Annotated in this window: 18 protein-coding genes; 1 reads left to right on the top strand and 17 read right to left on the bottom strand. The window is 22.4% G+C overall.

The window, feature by feature from the left end; all coding sequences use genetic code 4:
* Positions 1–328: 328 nt before the first annotated feature.
* The 12 genes from JTY60_RS01260 to JTY60_RS01205 all read right to left on the bottom strand — a co-directional run bounded on the left by JTY60_RS01260 (position 329) and on the right by JTY60_RS01205 (position 13761).
* Positions 329–997 carry a hypothetical protein gene (locus tag JTY60_RS01260; RefSeq protein ID WP_434414843.1) on the bottom strand — a complete coding sequence of 223 codons (669 nt, stop codon included), beginning with the start codon at positions 995–997 and terminating at the stop codon, positions 329–331.
* 256 nt (positions 998–1253) lie between these two features.
* Positions 1254–3653, bottom strand: a complete 2400-nt coding sequence (locus JTY60_RS01255; protein ID WP_434414842.1) for a class I tRNA ligase family protein — start codon at positions 3651–3653, stop codon at positions 1254–1256.
* Positions 3634–4230 carry a GTPase gene (locus JTY60_RS01250; protein ID WP_434414841.1) on the bottom strand — a complete coding sequence of 199 codons (597 nt, stop codon included), beginning with the start codon at positions 4228–4230 and terminating at the stop codon, positions 3634–3636. The genes JTY60_RS01255 and JTY60_RS01250 overlap by 20 nt, the downstream gene beginning before the upstream one ends.
* A 9-nt stretch (positions 4231–4239) precedes the next feature.
* Positions 4240–6657: an endopeptidase La gene (gene lon / locus JTY60_RS01245; protein WP_434414840.1), complete on the bottom strand. Its 2418-nt coding sequence runs from the start codon at positions 6655–6657 to the stop codon at positions 4240–4242.
* Positions 6644–7963 carry a trigger factor gene (gene tig / locus JTY60_RS01240; RefSeq protein WP_434414839.1) on the bottom strand — a complete coding sequence of 440 codons (1320 nt, stop codon included), beginning with the start codon at positions 7961–7963 and terminating at the stop codon, positions 6644–6646. Before tig ends, lon begins: the two co-directional genes overlap by 14 nt.
* Before the next feature lie 147 nt (positions 7964–8110).
* Entirely contained in the window at positions 8111–9253 is a 1143-nt protein-coding gene (locus JTY60_RS01235; RefSeq protein WP_434414838.1) for a hypothetical protein, read from the bottom strand.
* On the bottom strand, positions 9247–10125 hold the full coding sequence (locus tag JTY60_RS01230) for a DegV family protein (protein ID WP_434414837.1): 879 nt from the start codon (positions 10123–10125) through the stop codon (positions 9247–9249). Before JTY60_RS01230 ends, JTY60_RS01235 begins: the two co-directional genes overlap by 7 nt.
* Before the next feature lie 11 nt (positions 10126–10136).
* A complete protein-coding gene (locus tag JTY60_RS01225) occupies positions 10137–10727 on the bottom strand; it encodes a hypothetical protein (protein WP_434414836.1) in 591 nt (196 codons plus the stop codon).
* 10 nt (positions 10728–10737) lie between these two features.
* On the bottom strand, positions 10738–11511 hold the full coding sequence (locus JTY60_RS01220; RefSeq protein ID WP_434414835.1) for an RsmE family RNA methyltransferase: 774 nt from the start codon (positions 11509–11511) through the stop codon (positions 10738–10740).
* 8 nt (positions 11512–11519) lie between these two features.
* The gene (locus tag JTY60_RS01215; protein WP_434414834.1) at positions 11520–12239 is read right to left on the bottom strand and encodes a hypothetical protein; all 720 of its coding nucleotides are present in this window, start codon (positions 12237–12239) and stop codon (positions 11520–11522) included.
* 69 nt (positions 12240–12308) lie between these two features.
* Entirely contained in the window at positions 12309–12896 is a 588-nt protein-coding gene (locus tag JTY60_RS01210; protein WP_434414833.1) for a hypothetical protein, read from the bottom strand.
* Positions 12877–13761: a tetrahydrofolate dehydrogenase/cyclohydrolase catalytic domain-containing protein gene (locus tag JTY60_RS01205; RefSeq protein ID WP_434414832.1), complete on the bottom strand. Its 885-nt coding sequence runs from the start codon at positions 13759–13761 to the stop codon at positions 12877–12879. Before JTY60_RS01205 ends, JTY60_RS01210 begins: the two co-directional genes overlap by 20 nt.
* A 51-nt stretch (positions 13762–13812) precedes the next feature.
* Between JTY60_RS01205 and JTY60_RS01200 the strand changes: the two genes are divergently transcribed.
* Complete coding sequence (locus tag JTY60_RS01200; protein ID WP_434414831.1) at positions 13813–14523, top strand: hypothetical protein; 711 nt, start codon at positions 13813–13815, stop codon at positions 14521–14523.
* Between the two features lie 6 nt (positions 14524–14529).
* Here the strand turns inward: JTY60_RS01200 and JTY60_RS01195 are convergent, their stop codons facing one another.
* The 5 genes from JTY60_RS01195 to JTY60_RS01175 form a co-directional block, all read right to left on the bottom strand.
* On the bottom strand, positions 14530–15762 hold the full coding sequence (locus JTY60_RS01195) for a hypothetical protein (protein ID WP_434414830.1): 1233 nt from the start codon (positions 15760–15762) through the stop codon (positions 14530–14532).
* 96 nt (positions 15763–15858) lie between these two features.
* Positions 15859–17289 carry an aminoacyl--tRNA ligase-related protein gene (locus JTY60_RS01190; protein ID WP_434414829.1) on the bottom strand — a complete coding sequence of 477 codons (1431 nt, stop codon included), beginning with the start codon at positions 17287–17289 and terminating at the stop codon, positions 15859–15861.
* Complete coding sequence (locus JTY60_RS01185; protein ID WP_434414828.1) at positions 17276–17932, bottom strand: PhoU domain-containing protein; 657 nt, start codon at positions 17930–17932, stop codon at positions 17276–17278. Before JTY60_RS01185 ends, JTY60_RS01190 begins: the two co-directional genes overlap by 14 nt.
* Complete coding sequence (gene pstB, locus JTY60_RS01180; protein ID WP_434414827.1) at positions 17932–18696, bottom strand: phosphate ABC transporter ATP-binding protein PstB; 765 nt, start codon at positions 18694–18696, stop codon at positions 17932–17934. The genes JTY60_RS01185 and pstB overlap by 1 nt, the downstream gene beginning before the upstream one ends.
* The gene (locus tag JTY60_RS01175; protein WP_434414826.1) at positions 18696–19697 is read right to left on the bottom strand and encodes a PstA family ABC transporter permease; all 1002 of its coding nucleotides are present in this window, start codon (positions 19695–19697) and stop codon (positions 18696–18698) included. The genes pstB and JTY60_RS01175 overlap by 1 nt, the downstream gene beginning before the upstream one ends.
* Positions 19698–19701 lie beyond the last annotated feature (4 nt).

Raw genomic sequence — 19701 nt, 5'->3', positions numbered from 1 at the left:
GGTAATTTTGAAAATGATGGCTGATAATCTGTAGAAAAAGCATATAAATTGATCCTGTCTACAAGAAAAGGATTGGATGTTTTTGAGTAAATTTTTGGAATTATTAAATCATTTAAATAACATCTATAGATAGTTTTTTCTAAATTTATTTCTTTTGCTGGCTCAGAATATAAGATTTTTTTAATTTTTGTTCATTGGTAATTTGCAGTAACTGTTTTTCAAGGAAAAACTGTGTGTCTTAAATGATTAGCTCTAGGAAGTCTAAGTCAATCAAAAAAAAGTTTTTTATTAATTTTGTTTAATGGAGATCTTTTCTCTACTAAATCACTTAATTTATAATTTTATCATCAAGGCAATTTTTTCCCAAAAAATGTAAAATATTTCTTGATTTTCTTCTAATTTTTATTAACAAACTAATTTGTTTTTCGAGTTCATAAAACATTTTTATGAAATTTGCTTGTTGATATAAGTTTGTGGGAATAATCATTCAACTGGCATCAAATCCTCATTGTGTAAATTCAGCAGACCCAACAGTATGATGAACATTATTTTCAAATAAATATGAATTGCCCTTAAAAAAACAATAAAAAAATAAATTTAAACATATTTTTTCATTATTTTTAAAAATAACAATGTGATTGTTAACAAAAACATTATTGTTTTTTAAAAAACTTATTTTTCCAAACGGCAGCACATCTGTAAAAACAAAATCACCGTAATTTGCTTTTAAAAATTTATCTTTGATAACATCATCTGGTAAGTAAGAAAAATGATCATTTTCTTCAATATATAATTTATCATCATTTTTTCTTCATCAGCTAACTAATAAATATTTGTTTTTTCATTCTTTTTTATCTTCGCGTTTGTTTCTTTTTCAACTTTCTTTTGCAGTAAAGGAAATATTACCTTTTTTATAAGTAAAAATATCTTTGCATGAACCAATGTATAGTCAAAAGTTGGAAAGTAAAAATTTTTTCAAAAGTGATATTCTTTTCAACAAACATTTTTACAATTATTTTTTTGAAATCCAAAAACATTAGATTTTAAAAGTTCATCTAAATATGATAAATATAGAGCGTTTAAGCAAAATTTTCTTTTGTATTGTAATTCTTCAATCGATAAATTATTTAAATTTAATTTATCAATAAAATAAGTACTTAAATCAAAAAAATCTTGATTATTTTTCATTAACTAATTTTAATTTAATTTAACAAAAATAAAGTAAAAAATAAAAAAAATGGACAATAATAATTTTAATTTTTAAAAATTTCTAATTCGTTTTCTAATTTTTTTAGTTTTTCTTTTTCTTTTAGAACTACTTCTTTTTTGGCTTTTGTTAAAAAATTTTGATTACTTAATAATTTTTTAGTTTTTTCAATTAAAGTTTTGTATTCTTCAATAGTTTTTAGATCATCTTTTTTCTTCTTATTATCTAAAATTTCTATAGTTATATCATCATTAAAAAAATAAATATTTTTAAAAAATTTTTGAGATTTTTTTTCAAATTTAAGGTTGTTTTTTTGAGATAAATAGTTAAAAATATTAAAAATAAAGCTATTTGATGTTTTTATATCATAAAATACTGTTTCATTTTTTTGGTTTTTTAAGGTTAAAAAAAGATCTATCAAATTTTGTGGTACTTTTTGATCTAATAATTTTGGTTTTTTAAAAAAGTATTTTTTTTGTTCTAAGTTTTTATTTTGATATTGTAAGAAAATATATTGAGAAATAAAAGGTAAATAAGGAAAAATTAATCATAAAATTTTCATTCAAAGTAACTTAAACTCTTCATGATAAAAATTAAATATTTTATAAATTTCTAAAAATTGATTACAAAAAAAATCTCAAGAAAATTGATAAATTAAAATTTTTGCTCCAATAAAATTAAAGTTTTTAATTTTTAATGACAAATCTTCAGAAAACAAATAAACTTTTAATTCTAAAAAATTTAACATAAGTTTTGCTAAATCTTTGTTTTTGGCATCTTCTTTTGTTTGTCATTTTTGTGAAAGAAAAATATTTGCATTAAAAATTTTATTGACAAATTTTTTACTATCTTCTAAATGACCTTGGTAAAAATTAATATCTTTGGCTTCATTTACAAGACCTAGTAAAAAAAATCTCAAACTATCATTTCCATATTTTTTTAAAATATCTGATGGAATAATCCCATTATTATTTGACTTTGACATTTTTTTTCCAGTTGCATCTCTTAAAAGCCCATGTAAATAAATATTTTTGAATGGCATTTTTTTTGTTGTAAGATAACTCATAAAAATCATTCTAATAACTCAAAAAAATAAAATATCATATCCAGTTACTAATAAGTCGATTTTTTCAATTTTTAGCAATTCGTAAAAGTAAGTGAAGCATAAAGCGCTTGAAAATCAAGTGTCAAGAACATCGTTTGATTTGACAATTTTTGGAATTTTATGTCCTCATCAAAGTTGTCTTGAAATACATCATGGTTCTAAGTTATTTAATCAATAATTAATTTTTTTTTCAAATAAGTTATTAACAATAACAGAAGATAAATTAAAAAAATTTTTATTTTCTTGATAAATTTTATTTAAATCTAAAAATCATTGATTACTAATTCTTGCATCCACAATTGTATTTGATCTGCTACTATAACCAATAATGGTGTCGTAATCTTCAACTTTTTCAAGGAGATTCTGTTTTTTTAAATCATTTACAATGATTTCTCTACCCTTTAGATAAAAAATTCCTTGATATTCATTTGCAAATTGATTTAAATTGCCATTTTCATCAATACAAAGAAAGTTTTTTAATTGATATTCTTTGTTAATTTCAAAATCTAAAAAGTCATGTGATGGGGTTAATTTTAAAATTCCAGTTCCAAAATCTGATTCAACTTTTGAGGAAGTAACAAGGGGAATTAAATTCTTTGTTAAGGGATTCACAAATAATTTGTTTTGGTATTTTTTTCAGATTTTACTGTTTTTATTAACAGCAAGGGCTACATCTGAAAAGATTGTTTCTGGTCTTGTCGTTGCAACTGTTAAATATTCAGAACTATTTTCTAAAAAATATTTTACATAATATAATTTGGTTTTAATTTCTTTGAAGTTTACTTCAATATTCGATAAAACCGTTTTTAATTGATAATCAAAATATACAATTTTTTGATCGTAAAAAATATATTTGTTTTGATGTAAATTTAAAAAAGTTTTTTTTACTAATGAAGAGAATTTATTTGATAATGTATAATAAAAAAAATTGTAATTTAAAGATACCCCATAAGAATTTCACTCATTTTTAATTAATTTTTCATTTTTATTTTTTAAAATTAAAATTTCTTTTTTAAAAGCTGCTCTTCCCAGATCAAATTTAGTTTTTTTTTGTGTTAATCAAAGATGTTTTTCACAAATTGCCTGAGTTGCAATTCCTGCATGATCAACTCCTGGAAAAAAAAGAACTTGAAAGTCTCTTTGACTGTGATATTTTGCGATAACATCTGGTAAAATAATGTCTAAATAATGCCCTAAGTGTAAATTTCCAGTAACATTTGGGGGTGGTAATAAAATTGTAAAAAGATTTTTATTTTCAATTTTTTTTTTACTTTTAAATTTACTTCGAAATTTATTTATCTTATTTTCAATTTCAGAAAAATTATATTTTTGGGGTTTCACAGATAAATGATAAAATTTGGTTTTCTAAATTTTTAGGTAATTCTTGATTTTTAAGCGAAAAAAAAGCATAATTTTTAGCAACTTCTAAAGATATTTCTGAAAGTTTTTTTTCTAACACTAATTTTATTTGATGTTTTTTAGATTGATTTAATTTATCAGATTTTGAAATTAAAATAAAAATATGCTTTGTTTGTTTTAAAATATTTTTTAAAACATATCAATCAATTTCAAATATATTATCAAAAATATTTAACAATAAAATAACAAAATCATCATCTTTTAATTGCTTAAAAAAATTTTTCATAATCTCTTCTACTAAATTTTTTCTAATCAATGATGATTTCATATAACCATACCCTGGAGTATCTATAAGATAAAAAGACTCGTTTACTAAATAATGATTTAAGAATAAAGTTTTTCCGGGCCTTTTTGAGCTTTTAGCAACTTTTTGATTTACAAAAAAATTAATAAAAGAAGACTTCCCAATATTACTTCTACCTAAAAGAAAAATTTTTGGAAAGTCATTTAAAATTTTTTTTTGTTTTAAAAGCAGGGTTAATGAAGTAATTTTAATCATTAGTAATGATTAAAAATTTAATTGATTAAAAACTTCGCTTTGTTTGATTGAAGTGGTAAAAGTATCAAAATTAAATAACTGTTTGTCTTCAATTTTTTTATTAAAAAATAAAATATCAAAAACTTCTTTGTAATGTGATACCAAGACAATATCTAATTTTTTTAAGACTTCGTGCGGAACATCTTCTAAATTTTTATAGTTTTCTGCTGGAATAAAAACGGTTTTTATTTTACTTCTGTCAGCAGAAATTAATTTTTCTTTAATACCACCGATTGGTAAGATTTTACCAGTCAAAGTAATTTCACCCGTCATTGCAATGTACTTACTGATAGAGATATTTTTTAAACAACTAATAATAACAGTAGTTAAGGTAATTCCAGCACTTGGACCATCTTTTTGAACTGCTCCTTCAGGAACGTGAATATGAATATCGTTTTTTTCAAAAACTTTTGCAGAAATATCAAATTTTTTGGCTTGTGATTTGATGTAACCTAAAGCAATTGAAGCACTCTCTTTCATAACATCACCCAATTGTCCTGTTAATGATAAGTTACCTTTACCCTCAAATTTTGTGGCTTCGATTTGTAAAATATCACCACCAAATGGAGTTCATGCAAGACCGTTAACAACACCAGTTTCTTTTTTATCACGATGTTTTGTAAAGTCATACAATTCATAACCTAAATAATTTCTAATATTTTTCTTAGTAATTTTTTCAAGATTGTTTTTATTTAAATACAATTGTAAAACAATTTTTCTTGCAATTTTTGATAATAGTCTTTCTAACTGACGAACACCAGCCTCTTTAGTGTAATGATTAATAATGTGTAAAATTAAATCATCACTTAATTTAAAAAGTTTTGGTTTAACCCCATGAGCTTTGATAATTTTGGGAACTAAGTAATTTTTGGCAATGGAAACTTTTTCTAATTCAGTGTAAGAAGATAAATCTAAAATTTCCATTCTGTCCATCAAAGGATGAGGAATATCTTCAATGTAATTGGCCGTTGCAATAAACATAACTTTTGATAAATCATAGGTTTCTTCAAGATAATGATCAGAAAAAGTGCTGTTTTGTTCGGTATCTAAAACTTCCAACATGGCGCTTGCTGGATCGCCACGAAAATCAGAACTCATTTTATCAATTTCGTCCAAAAGAATTAAAGGATTAATAACTTTTGCTTTTCGCATTGCTTGAACAATTTTCCCAGGCATTGCCCCAATATAAGTTCTTCTGTGACCTCGAATTTCAGATTCATCTCGAACTCCACCTAAAGAAATTTTTAAAAATTCTCTATTTGTAGCTAAAGCGATTGATTTTGCAAGGGAAGTTTTTCCAACCCCGGGCGGACCTACAAAACAAATAATTTGACTTTTTTGGTTGTAGTTATCATTGTTCTTATTATGTTCTAAAACCGCTAAATGTTCAACAATTCTAGTTTTAATTTTTTCTAAACCTCAGTGATGTTCATTTAGAATTGAAAAACATTTCTTAATATCGGTGATTTCTGGTTTAATTTGTCATCATGGAAGTTCCAATAATCAATCCAAATAAGTGTAAATAACACTGTTTTCCCCGCTTGAAGGATTTACAAGTTCAAGTTTTTTTAATTCATCAAAAATTTTATTTTTGATGTGTTCTGGATAAGGATTTGATTCAACTCTTTTTCTGATGTTTTCAATATCATTTTCCCCGCCAGTTAAATCGCCCAATTCTTCGCGAATGGCGCGAAGTTTTTCGCGTAATAAAAATTCTTTTTGAGTAGTATCAATTTTATTACGAATTTTTTTGGTAATTTTATTTTCAATATTCTTAATTTCTTTTTCTTCTTCAAATTCAGCTAAAATAATTTTTAATCGATTATTTACATTTGTTTCTGAAATTAAGCTTTGTTTCTTCTCTGGAGAAAATGGATAATATTGGCCAATAATATCTGAAAGTTCTGAAGCCGGAATTCCTTCAGTAAATTTATTTAAAATTTGTTTTGGAAAAATATCTGTTTTTGTAAAAGCGTCATCAATAATATTTACTAATTGTCTTACAAGAGCGTACTCTGTTTTTTGATTATCATTAATATCAACTAACTCTTCATAATCTGCAAACAAACAATTTTCAGATTTAATAAAATTTTTTACTAAAACTCTCTTCATTCCAAGCGCAGATATCGTAAGTGAAGTTTCAGATCAAATTTTTTCAATTTTAATATCACAAATAATTCCGTTAGAATATAAATTTTCCGTATCAATATCGTCTTTTTCAACATCTTTTTGCGATATTAAAATGCATTTTTTATCATAGTCTTCTAAAGATAAATTAACAGCGTTAACACTTAAAACTCGACCAATGTCTAATTTACTAAAGTGGTTCGGAAAAATATAAACTTGTCGAGTAACAATTACTGGCAGAGCGCTTCTATTTTGTTTCATTGTTGTCAAATTTAATTACTTCTTTTTGAATTAATTTTCAAATTTTGTCGTTTGACAAACGAAATTTTAATTCATCATATGAAGGAATTTTTTTCTTTAACTCTTCTATTTTTAGATTATTAACTCTAGCAACTTCTTCTAAAAATTTTTCAACTTCATCATCGGTAGTAATAATGTTTTCAGATTTTGAAATTGAATCAAAAATAAAACCTAATGAAAGCTTATTATTGGCGTCAGTTCACATTTGCTTTTCAAAAGCATTTTTATCTTGGTTTACTAAATCAAAATATTTATCAATTGTTAAATTGTGTTGTTTTAAACTTTGATTAAATTCATTTAACATTTTTTTGTATTCTTTTTCAACAACTGAATAAGGAAGACGTACTTGAGAAATATTTAAAAGTTTTTCTACAATTTCATCTTGTAAATTTTCTAAAGAATTTTGCTCAAATTTTTTTTCTAATTCTTTTTTGGTATGTTCTTTAAAATCAGCTACTGTTAAAACATTTTCAATATTTAATGATTTCACAAAATCATCGTTTAATTCAGGTTTTTTCTTAATTTTTACAGAGTTAATTTTTACTTTGAAAACAGCTTTTTTATCTGCTAAAGTTTGGGGTTTATAGTCGCTTGGAAAAGTAATTTTAATTTCTTTTTCTTCGTTTTCTTTTAAACCAATTAATTGCTCTTCAAAATTTTTAACAAAAACATTAGAACCAATTTCTAGGTCATAATTTTTACCAGTGCCACCAGCAAATTTTTTATTGTCAATAGTACCAACAAAGTCGATGTTTGCAATTGAACCTTTCTCTACTGAAGTGTCTGAAACGACTTCTAAAAATGATTTGCTATCCAAAATTGCATCAATATTTTTTAACACATCATCTTCTGAAACTTCTTTTTTTTTAAAAGAAACTTTAATATCTCTTCAGTTTCCAATTTTTACTGAAGGTTGTAATTCAAATTCTATTTTTACTTTACATAGTTTTTCTGATGCTTCTAAAACATCGATATGAAAATTATTTTGAAGATCAAAAGGAACAATTTTAGAATCTTTATTGTTTAGTGCAAAATGATGACATTTTTTTGCAAAAAGATTAGCTGCATGTTGTAAAATTTTTCTTTCAGAAACATGTTTTGCACAAATTGATTCTGGCACTTGTCCTTTTCTGAATCCCTCAACCTTTAATTCACTATATAAATCTTTTTTTGCTTTTTCTAAATATTTTGTTCAGTCAGAACCTTCGATTTCAAAGATAAAATTCCCTTTGTAAGATTCCTCAATAATAGATTCTTTAAATTTCACTAAAATTACTTGATATTTTCCTTAAAATTTTTATATTAACTATGAAAAAATAAAAAATTATTTATTTTTATATTTATTATAATTTAAAAATAACAATTTTAATGTAAAATAACAATTTTATTAATATTTTTTAAAAAAATTTAAAAATTAACTGAAAAAATTTAAAATTTTTTCATTAATTTCTGAAAAAGATAATTTTTCAGAGCTTAAAATTAAATCTTCTTTAAATTTTTTTAAATTTGAAAAGTTAATATTTTTTTTCGATTTATTGGTGTATTCTTTAAGAGTTGTTTTAACATAAAGTTGTTTTTTTTCTTTTGTAGTAAATTGTGGTTCATACAAAAGAAAATTATTTTTTTTTAAAAAATAACAAAAATCTAAAAAAGTTTCGCTGGTATTATTAATGGTTTCTCGATTTGATTGAAAAATAAAAAAATATTTGTCGCAAAAATCAGAAAAAACAAAATTAATTTCTAAAATTAGTTGTTTTGCTGTTATAAAGTCTAAGTTATCGATTAAGAAACAAACTTTTTTTTGAGATGATTTATTAAAAAGTAAGTTGTGATTTTTTTTTAAATAAGTTTTTAGGTTGTTTAAAAGAGAGATTTTTTCATCAGAAAAATTAAAAGTATCGGTAGAAAGAATTTTACTTTTATCAGACTTTAAAAGATTTGTGATAATTAAATTTAAAAAAGTTTCTGAAATTAAATTTCCAATTCTTGCAACTTTTTGAAAGCTTTTTTCTGGTAAAATTTTTTGTAAAAAATAAAAAATAATTAAGATTTTATCATCTATCGAAACTAATTTAAAATCTAAGTAATAAAATTGATAGGTTTCAATCTTTTGTTTTTCAATTAACCTAAAAAAAGTGGTTGTCCCAGATCTTTTGTGGCTTAAAAAAAAGATATTTTTGTTTTGATCTAAGATGTTGCAAATATTTAAAAAATCTTCTTTCATGCAAGTTTTATCATTTTCAAAACTTTGGGGGGTGAAAGGAGAATTTTTTAAGAAAAATGCTTCACTGTTAAAATCTAAGTATGTAATGGTTTTTTTGGTAATTTTTACAATTATTTTATTAATAATTTTTTGAGATACTAAAGATAAGATAAAAAATAGCAGAAAAGAAATAACAATAGCAATAAATTCTTTGTTGTTAAAGTTGGCTTTATTATTAATAAAATTATTAATTACATGATAGAGGGCAAGAACAACAAAAAGAATTAAAAATAAAAAACAAAAAATCGATGTGATAAAAAAAATTTTTTTAAAAAATTTTAAGATTTTTAGCATTTTAAAATTATTGGTTGTGAATAATAAATAAAGTTAGCATTATTACCATTATGACTAAACATTAATAGGGGAATTTGCTTTAAAATTATTTTATTGTCTTTAAATTTTTTTACTAAATAGCTGTGAAGCAAATTAGTTTCTTTAGTAATTTTTTCAGAAAAATAAAGAAAGATTGTCGCCTCTTTGTGATAATAATTGTTGTATAAATAATTAAGAGACTTTTCATAAAGCTTTCTAGATGAGGTAGAAATAAAAAGTTTTTGAGCTTTTTGTTCAAATGTTAAAGAAATTTTTATTCTTAATGCATTTGAAATTGTTGCAGCAGTTGAAGAAATTCGCCCACTATTTTTTAAATATTTAATATCTGTTGGAAAGATCAATCATTTTCTTCTTTTTTTGTGATCATCTAGAATTTTTTGAAATTCTTCTATAGAATATTTTTCACAATTATCTTTTCAAAACATGGCATACTCTAATAAACCGTCAGCAATATTTTCACAATCAAACAAAATTACGCGATCTTTTCATTCGTTTTGAAGAATAATTTTTTTAATTGAATAGTAAATTCCGCTTACATATTTACTTGTAATAAATAAATAAACTTTTTTGTAGTTTGAAAGAAAGGAAGTAATTTTATTTTTAATTAAGTAATGTGAAGGTTGTGAGGTATGAAAGAATAACTCTTTTTGGAAAAGTTTTTTTTTTGTTTTATTCAATAAATTACAAAAAAAATTAATATCTCTTTCTTTATTATCTAAAAACTGTTCATTATTAAAGATAATCGAAAAATAAAAGACTTCAAATCCAAGAGAATTTAGCTCTTCTTTTGATAAATTTACTGATGAATCAGTAATAATAATATAATTTTTCATGTTAATTTAATTTATTCTTTTGGTTCACTTACATCTTTTAAATTTTCAATTTTATTTTTAATTTTAGTTCAGTTTTCTTCAACTGTTCTGTTATCTTCTTCATCATAAATATAAAGAGCTTTATATTTTGATGGTTCAGCAATAGTTTTGTTTTGAATTTTTAATAAAATAACAATAATTAAACTATCAGAAACGATGCAAACTAAAGCAAAAATAATGGTAAAAAAAGCAGCAATCGAAAGAATTACATCATTTAAATTTTTTGCAGAAAACAAAAAAATTTCAATAATAAACATAAAAATAAAAAAAATAAAGATTCAAATAAAATATTGGTTTAACTTTTTTAATTTTAGTTTAGAAATAAAAATAATTTGTGAGACAAAGTAGCATAAAAAGAAAAAAACTGAAAAAAAGAAAGTTACTAGAAAAGTAGAATCAGTAAAAACAGAAAAATCTTCTTGGTGATTTCTAGTTTTTTCAATTCAACCAAAAGTGTAACTTGTTAAAATAAAAGCCACTGCTAAATAAAGAAAAAAACTAAAGTATCTTTTTAAAGCAAAGAAAACCTTTAAATTAATATTTTTTGATAATTTTTTAAACATAGATAGGTAATTATTTACTGTTTTTAATATTTTTTTTAAAAAACAATAGTGACTTTCTTCAAATACTTGCTTTAGATGATACAGCAATTGCAGCCGTTTCTGCTCTTAAAATATTGTTTCCTAAAGATAATGGAAAAAAATTATTTAAAAGAAAAAAATTTTTTTCATTTTCTGTAAAGCCTGCTTCGCATCCAATGATAAAATTTAATGATAAAATTTCTTTTTCTAGTAAATCACTTTTTTTTTGATTAAAAAAATAATTTAAATAATATAAAAAATCTTTCTGTTCTTCAACATCGCAAAAAAAATTAATATCTGCTTTGTAATCTAAGATTTTATTAATATTATCTAAAAAAATAATTTCTGGTGTTGAAGTGCAATTAGATTGAATTTGAGCATTTTTACTAATTTTTATTAGTGTTTCCACTTTTTGATCAATTTTATTAGCTAAATAACTATTAGAGTTCATAAGTTTTACAATAAAAACTTTTTCAACATTTAATTCAGTTAATTTTTCTATTAATAACTTCAAAGGCCTTAATTCAATTAATCCAATAAAAATATTTATGTTGCTCAAATTTTTTAAGATCTCTTTTTCTTTAATAATTTTACAAATTAAGTTGTTTTTTAAAGAGTGAAATTTACACTCATAAATTTTATCTTGATAGATAATTTTTACTGGCTCACCAATTTTTACCCGCAAAACATCAACAATGTGATGGCGATGTGATTTTGCAACATAAAGAAGATTCTTTTCCTTTTTGATTGCTGGAAACAAATGCATTATTAATTTTATGTGTGGTTTTTTGAATTACGTTCTTTATCAATATTATATTCTTTGGTAAGGTTTGCCTGATTTTTATCAAAAGAATTTTCAATAATTTCTGAAAATAAAATTGTGCTTTTTGCAGGCAAAATTGATACATAAGGTTCTTTGGTTTCAGAAAAAAAGGACATTTTTTTCGTTCTTGTTAAAATTTCTAACAAAGAAAAACCAAATTTTTTATAAACTCAAAAATACAAGCCAATTAGTAAAATGATAAAAATAATTGCTAAAATTCTTGTTGCAATATGGGTCATATACAAAAAGAACACAAAAAAACCAACAACTCAAACTTTTACAAAATTATATAATAAAATAAGCGCTAGATCTTTTATTAAAATTCTTTTATTGTTAACACGATAAAATTTTGTATTATTAAAAAACATTGGTAAACTTTGAGAATTAAAAATAATAAATCCAGAAGAAATTACTGTTTGAATCAGAAGTGAAATTGCAACTGATGAAAGAATTGAAGAATTACCAGAAAAACTAGTGCTAGAAAAATCGACAAGTTTTTTTAATTCAGTTATTAAGTTTGAAAGTGAACTTGAATAAAATATTAAAGAAGTGATTGAAAAGATAAATAAAAAAAGAAAAATATTAATAATGGAGCAAGAAAATCTTTGATAAATAAAAGATTTTCCCAAAATTATTTCTTTTTTATTATAGTGAGAGTTAAAATTATTCATAACTAAAACATTATAATATTTAAATATTAAATTTGATAATTTTTTTGTTTATTTATATTTTTCGAATACTTAAATTCCTATTTCTATTACTTGAAACAAAATATAATCAAAGTATGAATTTTTATTAAAATTAAAATAATCAGATGGCACTATATCGGGGTCTTGAGAATATTTTCATTTTTTTTCAAGAGTTTCAAATACGCCAGAAAGTTTTATTTTGTTTTCTGGGGTATTTTTGATTTGCAAACAATTAAAGAAAAAATTTAATAAATATTTTCCATCAATAAATTTATAAAAAGAAATATCCATTAAAAATAACCTTGTTAAATCTTCCATTTGATTGCAAAAATTTTGTTCTAATTCATTAATTGCGCCAGGATTAGACTTTACTTCCAAGGCATAATCAATATTGTAAATATAAATTGCGTTGAACAAAAACAATTTATTGATTTTAAAAAAATCACCGTTAAAATATTGTTCATTAAAAAAATTTTTATTTTCTTTAATAACTCCGTTGTATTTATTTTTGTAATAATTTAAAATTCTTTCACTACCAATTTCTACAATAAAAATTTTTGAAATAAAAATTCCTGTTATAAAAAAACAGAAAAATATAATATAAAAAAAATTTTTTAATTTAAATGTTTTTAAATTCATCTAAAAATTTTTGGTATTTATCTAGTAAATTATAATTTTTTAAATATAAAAATAGTAAATTATAAAATAAAAAAATTACCGTTAATGGCCCAATTCCTCCTGGAACTGGAGTTAAATAACTAACTTTATTTCATAATTTTTCATCAGCGTGTACATCCCCTACCAAACAGTTATTTAATTTATTAATTCCAATATCAATAATTATGCAATTATTTTTAACCAAATTTTCACCAATAAAATTTGGTTTTCCAACGGCTGTAATAATAATATCTGCGGCTTTTAAAATATTTTCTAAGTTATTTGTAAATTCATTGCAAACTGTCAAAGTTACTTTTTGGTTTACCAACCAACTTATAAGCGGTTTCCCAACAATATTGCTAGAACCAATGAGAACACAATATTTACCTTTTAATGAGATTTTGTAAAAACTGATTAAAGAATTTACAGCACTTACAACCGGATTTAAAAGATCATAATTATCTTGAAAAATAAGACCAATATTTGCTGGTGTAATGGAATCAACATCCTTTTTTGAAGAAATTTTTGACAATATTTCTTTTTCATCTAAATTATTGGTTGGAAATTGAACCAAAATACCATCAATGTTTGGATCATTGTTTTTTTCATCTAATAATTTAAAAAATAACTCATTTTTACATTCTGGTAAATAAATTAACTCAACTAAAAAATTTAAATGCTTTGCTTTTTTAATTTTTATATCGACATATTTTCTGCTAGAAAAATTATCTGTTGTTAAAAAAATTGTTAGTTTTGGTTTTTTTGGTAATAAATTAGTGATTTTTAAAATTTTTTTTTCAAAAATAAAAGATAATTTTTTACCATCTAAAATTTTAGTTTCAATCATTGCAATTTTTTATAACTTTTTTGTTTTAATTTTATAATTTATTTAATTTAAATGAATAAATTTATAAAGGGCTATGGTAGTGATGAAGTTGGCACTGGTGTCTATCTTTTACCATCAGTATATTGTTGTGTATTTTTAGATGAAAAAAAATTTTTAGAAATTTTAAAAATTTGTAAAAAAAAAAATCTTGTTATTAAAGATAGCAAAGAACTTTATTCAAATAAAAGAAAAAAAATTTATAAGGTTTTTTCTGAAATCGTAGATTATGAGGTTTATGTTTTATCAAACCAGGAATATAATTTTTTTGAACAAGAATATCATTGAAATGACAACGTTAAGAAAGCCTTTGCTCACTTTAAAGTTTTTACTAACTTGAAAAAAAAAATTAACAAAGATGAGCCTTGATCAATTGATAAGTTTTGTGAGATTGCATCCTTTAAAAAATATTTTTTTCAAATAAAAAAAACTTTCAAAGAAAACAATTTTGGCTGAATTGAATTTGAAAATATTAATTTAGTTTCTTATGGTGATAAAAAAAATTTAGCAATTGCCTTAGCATCTATTTTTGCAAGAACAATATTTGAAGAAGAAAAAGTAAAATTGGAAAAAAAATATTGTCTTAGGTTTCCTTTAGGCTCTAAAACCACAGAAATTATAGAATTTGTAAAAAAGTTTAAAGAAAAATATTCTCTTGAAGAGTTTTTAAATCTTTCTAAAAAAAAATATAAAACAACCGAGCTTTTTATTAATATTTTTAAATAATAAATATTAATAAGAGTGATTATCTAAAAAATTTTTTAGCTTTTCTTCAGAAAATGATGTTAGTGCTTCTCTATATTGTGAAATAATATTAAGAATTGCCTTTTTTTTATGAATATAATTTCATTTTTTTAATTGTTCGGTGATGTTTTGATAATTTTTTTTGGCAATAATAAAAAAAAATTTTAAATATGAATTATTTAATTTTCATAAAATTTTAAAAAAATCATTAATTAAATAAAAATCTTTAGGTTGATTTTTAATTAAACGTAAAAAATTATGATTTAATTCAACAAATTCATCTTTAATACTTCCAGAAATATTAAAAAATTTTTTTTCTTGAAAAAAAATAATTTCATTTTGAACATCTTTTGAAATTTCAATAATTTTTTCACTAATATAGTTAAAAGCATTTTTTAGATATTCATTAATTTGATCGTAGAAAAAGTAAATGTTTTTGTTGGAAAAAATTAAAATTTCATGTAACTCTAAAAAAGTATATTCTTGTGATTTATATTTAAACTTTAAATTGTATTCTGCTCCAATAAACTGATAAATATAGTTGTAAAAATTATATTTTTTAATCATATGGGCAACTAATTTTGATAATTTATCAAAAAATATCTGATTGATATGATTAATTTTTTCATTAAATTTTAAAAAATCATCTTTGCAATAAAAAGTTTTAAAATTTTCAATATTGTAAAGATCCATTTTTTCTTCAGATTTTTTTGCTAGTAACTTAATTTTGGTAAATTCTTGAAATCATCCATTTGCGACAACTTCAATATATAAATAAAACAACTGATTTAATTTGTCAATAAAATCAGTGTAAGTATAAAATTTAATATTTTTTTCAAACAAAATTTTTATTTCATTCAAAATATCTTTTGAATTATAATTTTTATATCAAAAATCATAGTTTTCGATTTTTTTAATTAAAAAATCAAAATTGTATTTTATTCCTTCAATTTTTGAATTTTTAACAATTTTATAAAAATTATTTTTTAGAAAAAATATTTCTGATTTCCAAACCGTTCCATCATATAAAAAATTAGAAAAATATTTTATATCGTAAAAAAAATCAATTTGATCGTAGTTTTTTTTATTACTTTTTATATATTCAAAATAATTATCTTTATTTATTTTTTTTGATAAGTCTTCACTATTAAAGTGATCAAAAAATAAAATTTCACCTTTGTTGCCAATTTCTATTAGCTCTAAGTCAAAAAAAGTTTTCATCTAACAATCTCTTTTTCTTGTTTTTAACAGTAGATTTTAGCAAAAAAAAATTGTAAGAAAATTTTTTAAAAAAATGTAAAAAAAATTTTAAAAAAATTAATAGGCTCTGCCAATATAAATAATATGTGTGGCTTTTTCTTGAGAAAAAAAACATTTTTTTTCAACATTCATAGAACTAATTGCTCTAATTGAAAGATCAAAAGAATTTATTTTTTTTTCAAAAACATGATGATCTTTTAAAGATTTTAGATTTACATAAATAAAAAAAGAAGTTTTATCTTTTAAAAAATTGTTAAATTCATCAATAGATGAAGGTTCTTTTAAGTTTTTTTTTAAAAAATTGTCTTGCTTTGCTTTTATTGAGGCATTTAAAAGTGATAAGTTCGTTCAAAAAAAATTTTTATTGGCATTAGAAATGTTGATTTTTTCTTTTTTAAAATTTGTCCTTGTAAAAAAAGTAAAAAATTTTTCTTCAAATTCCTTTCTTCCAATTTCTACAAATAAACAAACACCTTTGATAATACAGTCTTTCAAAAACCAAAAAGGATCAACTTTTTGGGAATTAAAAATAAATCGTAAGTGAAAAATATGTTTAAGTTTATATTTTCATTCATCAAGAAAACTTTTAATTTTTTTTTCATCCAAAAATTTTCAATAAATTACAAAACATACTTGAAAAACAGCAATTTCTGACGGTAAAACGAGACCGTTTTCATCCCCGTGGGACATAATTAACCCACCAATAATTCTTGTAGATATTCCAAAACTATTGGTTCAAGGATAAAAAAACTGGTTGCTTTTATCAGGTAGTTTAAAGGAAAAATTTTTTGAAAAATTAGTTCCTAGATTGTGGACAGTTGTAGCCTGAAGTCATTGATTATCTGGTAATAAAACTTCAAAAGTAAAAGTTTCTAGAGCCCCAAAAAATTTTTCATTTTCAGTCTTATTGCCAAATATAAAAGGTAAAAATAAAATATCATTAAAAAAAGAATAAAATAAATTGTTCAAAAAAGCAATGTTTTTTTGAACTTCTGTTTGATTTTCAAAAACTCCATGCCCTTCATATCAAAAAAATTCATTGTTTCTTAAAAAAGCTTTATTATTTTTTTCCTTTCGAAAAACATTTCCTCATTGACCTGCAATAAATGGCAAATCTTTATAAGAAAAAAGCTTTTTTTTAAAGTATTTTAAAAATAATATTTCACTGGTTGGTCTTAAAATTAATTGATGGTTTTTGTAAGATAGTTCAAATACTTCTGGAGAAAAACCAGAAAAATGATTTTTTTCTTGTTCTAATTCTGATTTCTGAAAAAATAATGGAGTTTTGATTTCTCGAATTTGATTTTCTTCAAAAATATCTGACAATATTATTTTTATTCTTTCCCAAATTTTTAACCCATATCAATCAAAATAAAAGAAGCCCTTAATATCATCGTGTAAAAAAACTTCAGATTTTTTTATTACTTCTAAATATCATTTGTTTAAATCTTCTTTAGAAAAAAGATTTTTGTTGTTAGTTGATTTCAATGTAACGATTTTTAAAAATAAAAATTTTTTCTCTTACGAGTTGAATTGCTAAGTTACCACATCTTTCAATGTTTTGTAGAAAATAAAATAATAAAAAATAAGTTTCTAAATTTTTTTTTTCAGATTCTGCATATATTTTATTACTAATAGAGATTGAGGCTTTTTGAACATAATTATTAATTTTATTTTCGTAAGTAATAATATTATTAATTAATTCATCTTTATAACTACTAATAAGATAAGAAATAGCAATTAATTCAGAAATTAAAAAATTAAATACCAAAATAAAATATTTTTTAAAAATTTTTAAATTTAAATTTTTTGTATTTAAATATTTTTCAAAAGATAGGCGAATTAAATTACTCAATTTTTCAATTTCTCTTGCCATATTGCTATAAGCCATTAATTTTCTTAAGTCTTTTGCAACCGGAGATTCTTTAGAAATTACTCAAACAATTTCTTCAAAAATTTCATCATGGGTTTGATTTATTTTTTTTTCTTGTTCAATTAGCAAAGCAATTCTTTCTGTTTCATTGTTTTCAATCGAAACAGCATATTTTTCTAAATCTTCAATAAGATCATTTAAAAAATTTATAACTGATTTTTTTATCAAACCTAATTCTTGATCAATTATTTTTTTCATTATTCAAATCTTCCAGTAATATAATTTTCAGTCAATTTGTTTTTTGGTTTTGAAAATAAAGTTTTTGTATCATTATACTCAATAATACGACCATTTTTAATAAAAACTGTATAATCAGAAATTTTCATTGCTTGTTGCAATGAGTGTGTTACTAAAATTATTGTATAAGATTTTTTTAATTCTAAAATTAAGTGCTCAATTTTTGCCGTTGAAATGGGATCAAGGGCACTTGTAGGTTCATCCATTAAAATAATTTCTGGATTTAAGGCAATTGCTCTTGCAATACATAGTCGTTGCTGTTGCCCACCAGATAAAAGATTTGCCTTGTTTTGAAGAATTTCCTTTACTTCATCATATAAAGAAACAAGTTTTAAAGACTCAATGCAAGTTTTTTCTAAAAATTTTTTGTCTTTAATTCCGTGAATTTTTAAACCATAAATAACATTTTCAAAAATTGAAAATGGAAATACTGTTGGTCTTTGAAAAATTGTCCCAATTTTATATCGTAAATTACTACAATCTTTGGTAAGAAAAATTGATTTGTCTTCAAAAATAATATCACCTTTATGAAAACAATGATCTTCAAAATCAATTAAACGATTTAAACATTTTAAAAGTGTTGATTTTCCACAGCCTGAAGGACCAATAATTGAGGTAACAACATTTTTTTTAAAAACCAAATCAATGTTTTTTAAAATTCTTTTTTCTTTATATCTCAAGCTAAAATTTTTAACTTCAATAATGGGATCTTTAATTTCTTTCACTAATTAATTTTCTTCTTTGGTGATTTAAAAATGTGTCAAAATATTTTGAAAAATGTCTTTAAAAGACTTAAAAAAACAATTGATTTGTTTTTTAAATTTTTTCACTCACTAATATTTGAATATTTTATAATTCCTTTTTGACAAATATTTAAAATTATAATAAAAAATATCAAAATAAAAATTGCTGTGTATCCAAAATTTTGAGCAAATGGATCGTTTGATTCAGAAAATAATAAGTAAATTAAAGCAGATAAGGTTCTTCCCTGATCTAAAATACTATGTGGTGTAAAGTAACTCCCTCCAATTGTTAAAATTGTTGGTGCGGTTTCACCAAGAATTCTAATCATAGCAAGAAAGACAATTGATAATAAATTATTTTTACAACTTGGCAAAATAATTTTAAAAATTAATTGATATTTTTTTGCACCCAGGGCTAAAAAACTAGTTTTTTGAATTTTTGGAACTTTTGTAAATGATTCATAAAATCCAATAGTTAAAATTGGTAAAACAACAAAAACCATTGTAAGCCCAGCAGCTAAAATCGAAAAACCATTGGAAGTAATATTTAAAACAAATATAAAAAGTCAAAGTCCAAAAATTCCAATAATTAATGAAGGAATTGAGTTAAAAACATTCAGAACAAATAAAATCTTTTTCTTCTTTTTTTTGTTTAAATATTCAGATAAACATAAAGCAAAAATAATTGCTAGGGGAATTGCAATCAATAAGGTAAAAAACAATAGCATAAAGGTTGTTACAAGAAAAGGAAACACCCCACTATTATGTAAATCATTGGGATTATAGTCAGTTCAAAGCATTCAAAAATGAAAGTTTGGAATTCCTTTAAAAATTATTGTAGCAATAATTCAAAAAACAAATCCTAAAGTAATAAAAATCGAAACAAATAAAAATATGTAACCAAAGCAAGAGTAAATTTGATTTTTTAATTTGTAAGTACTTCGAATTTTTTCAAAGTTAATTTTTTTTTGATTTATTTTCATATTT

This window comes from symbiont of Argiope bruennichi (assembly GCF_051094275.1).
Classification (GTDB): Bacteria; Bacillota_I; Bacilli_A; order Mycoplasmatales; family SG1.
This window is presented reverse-complemented; position numbering and strand designations above follow the sequence as displayed.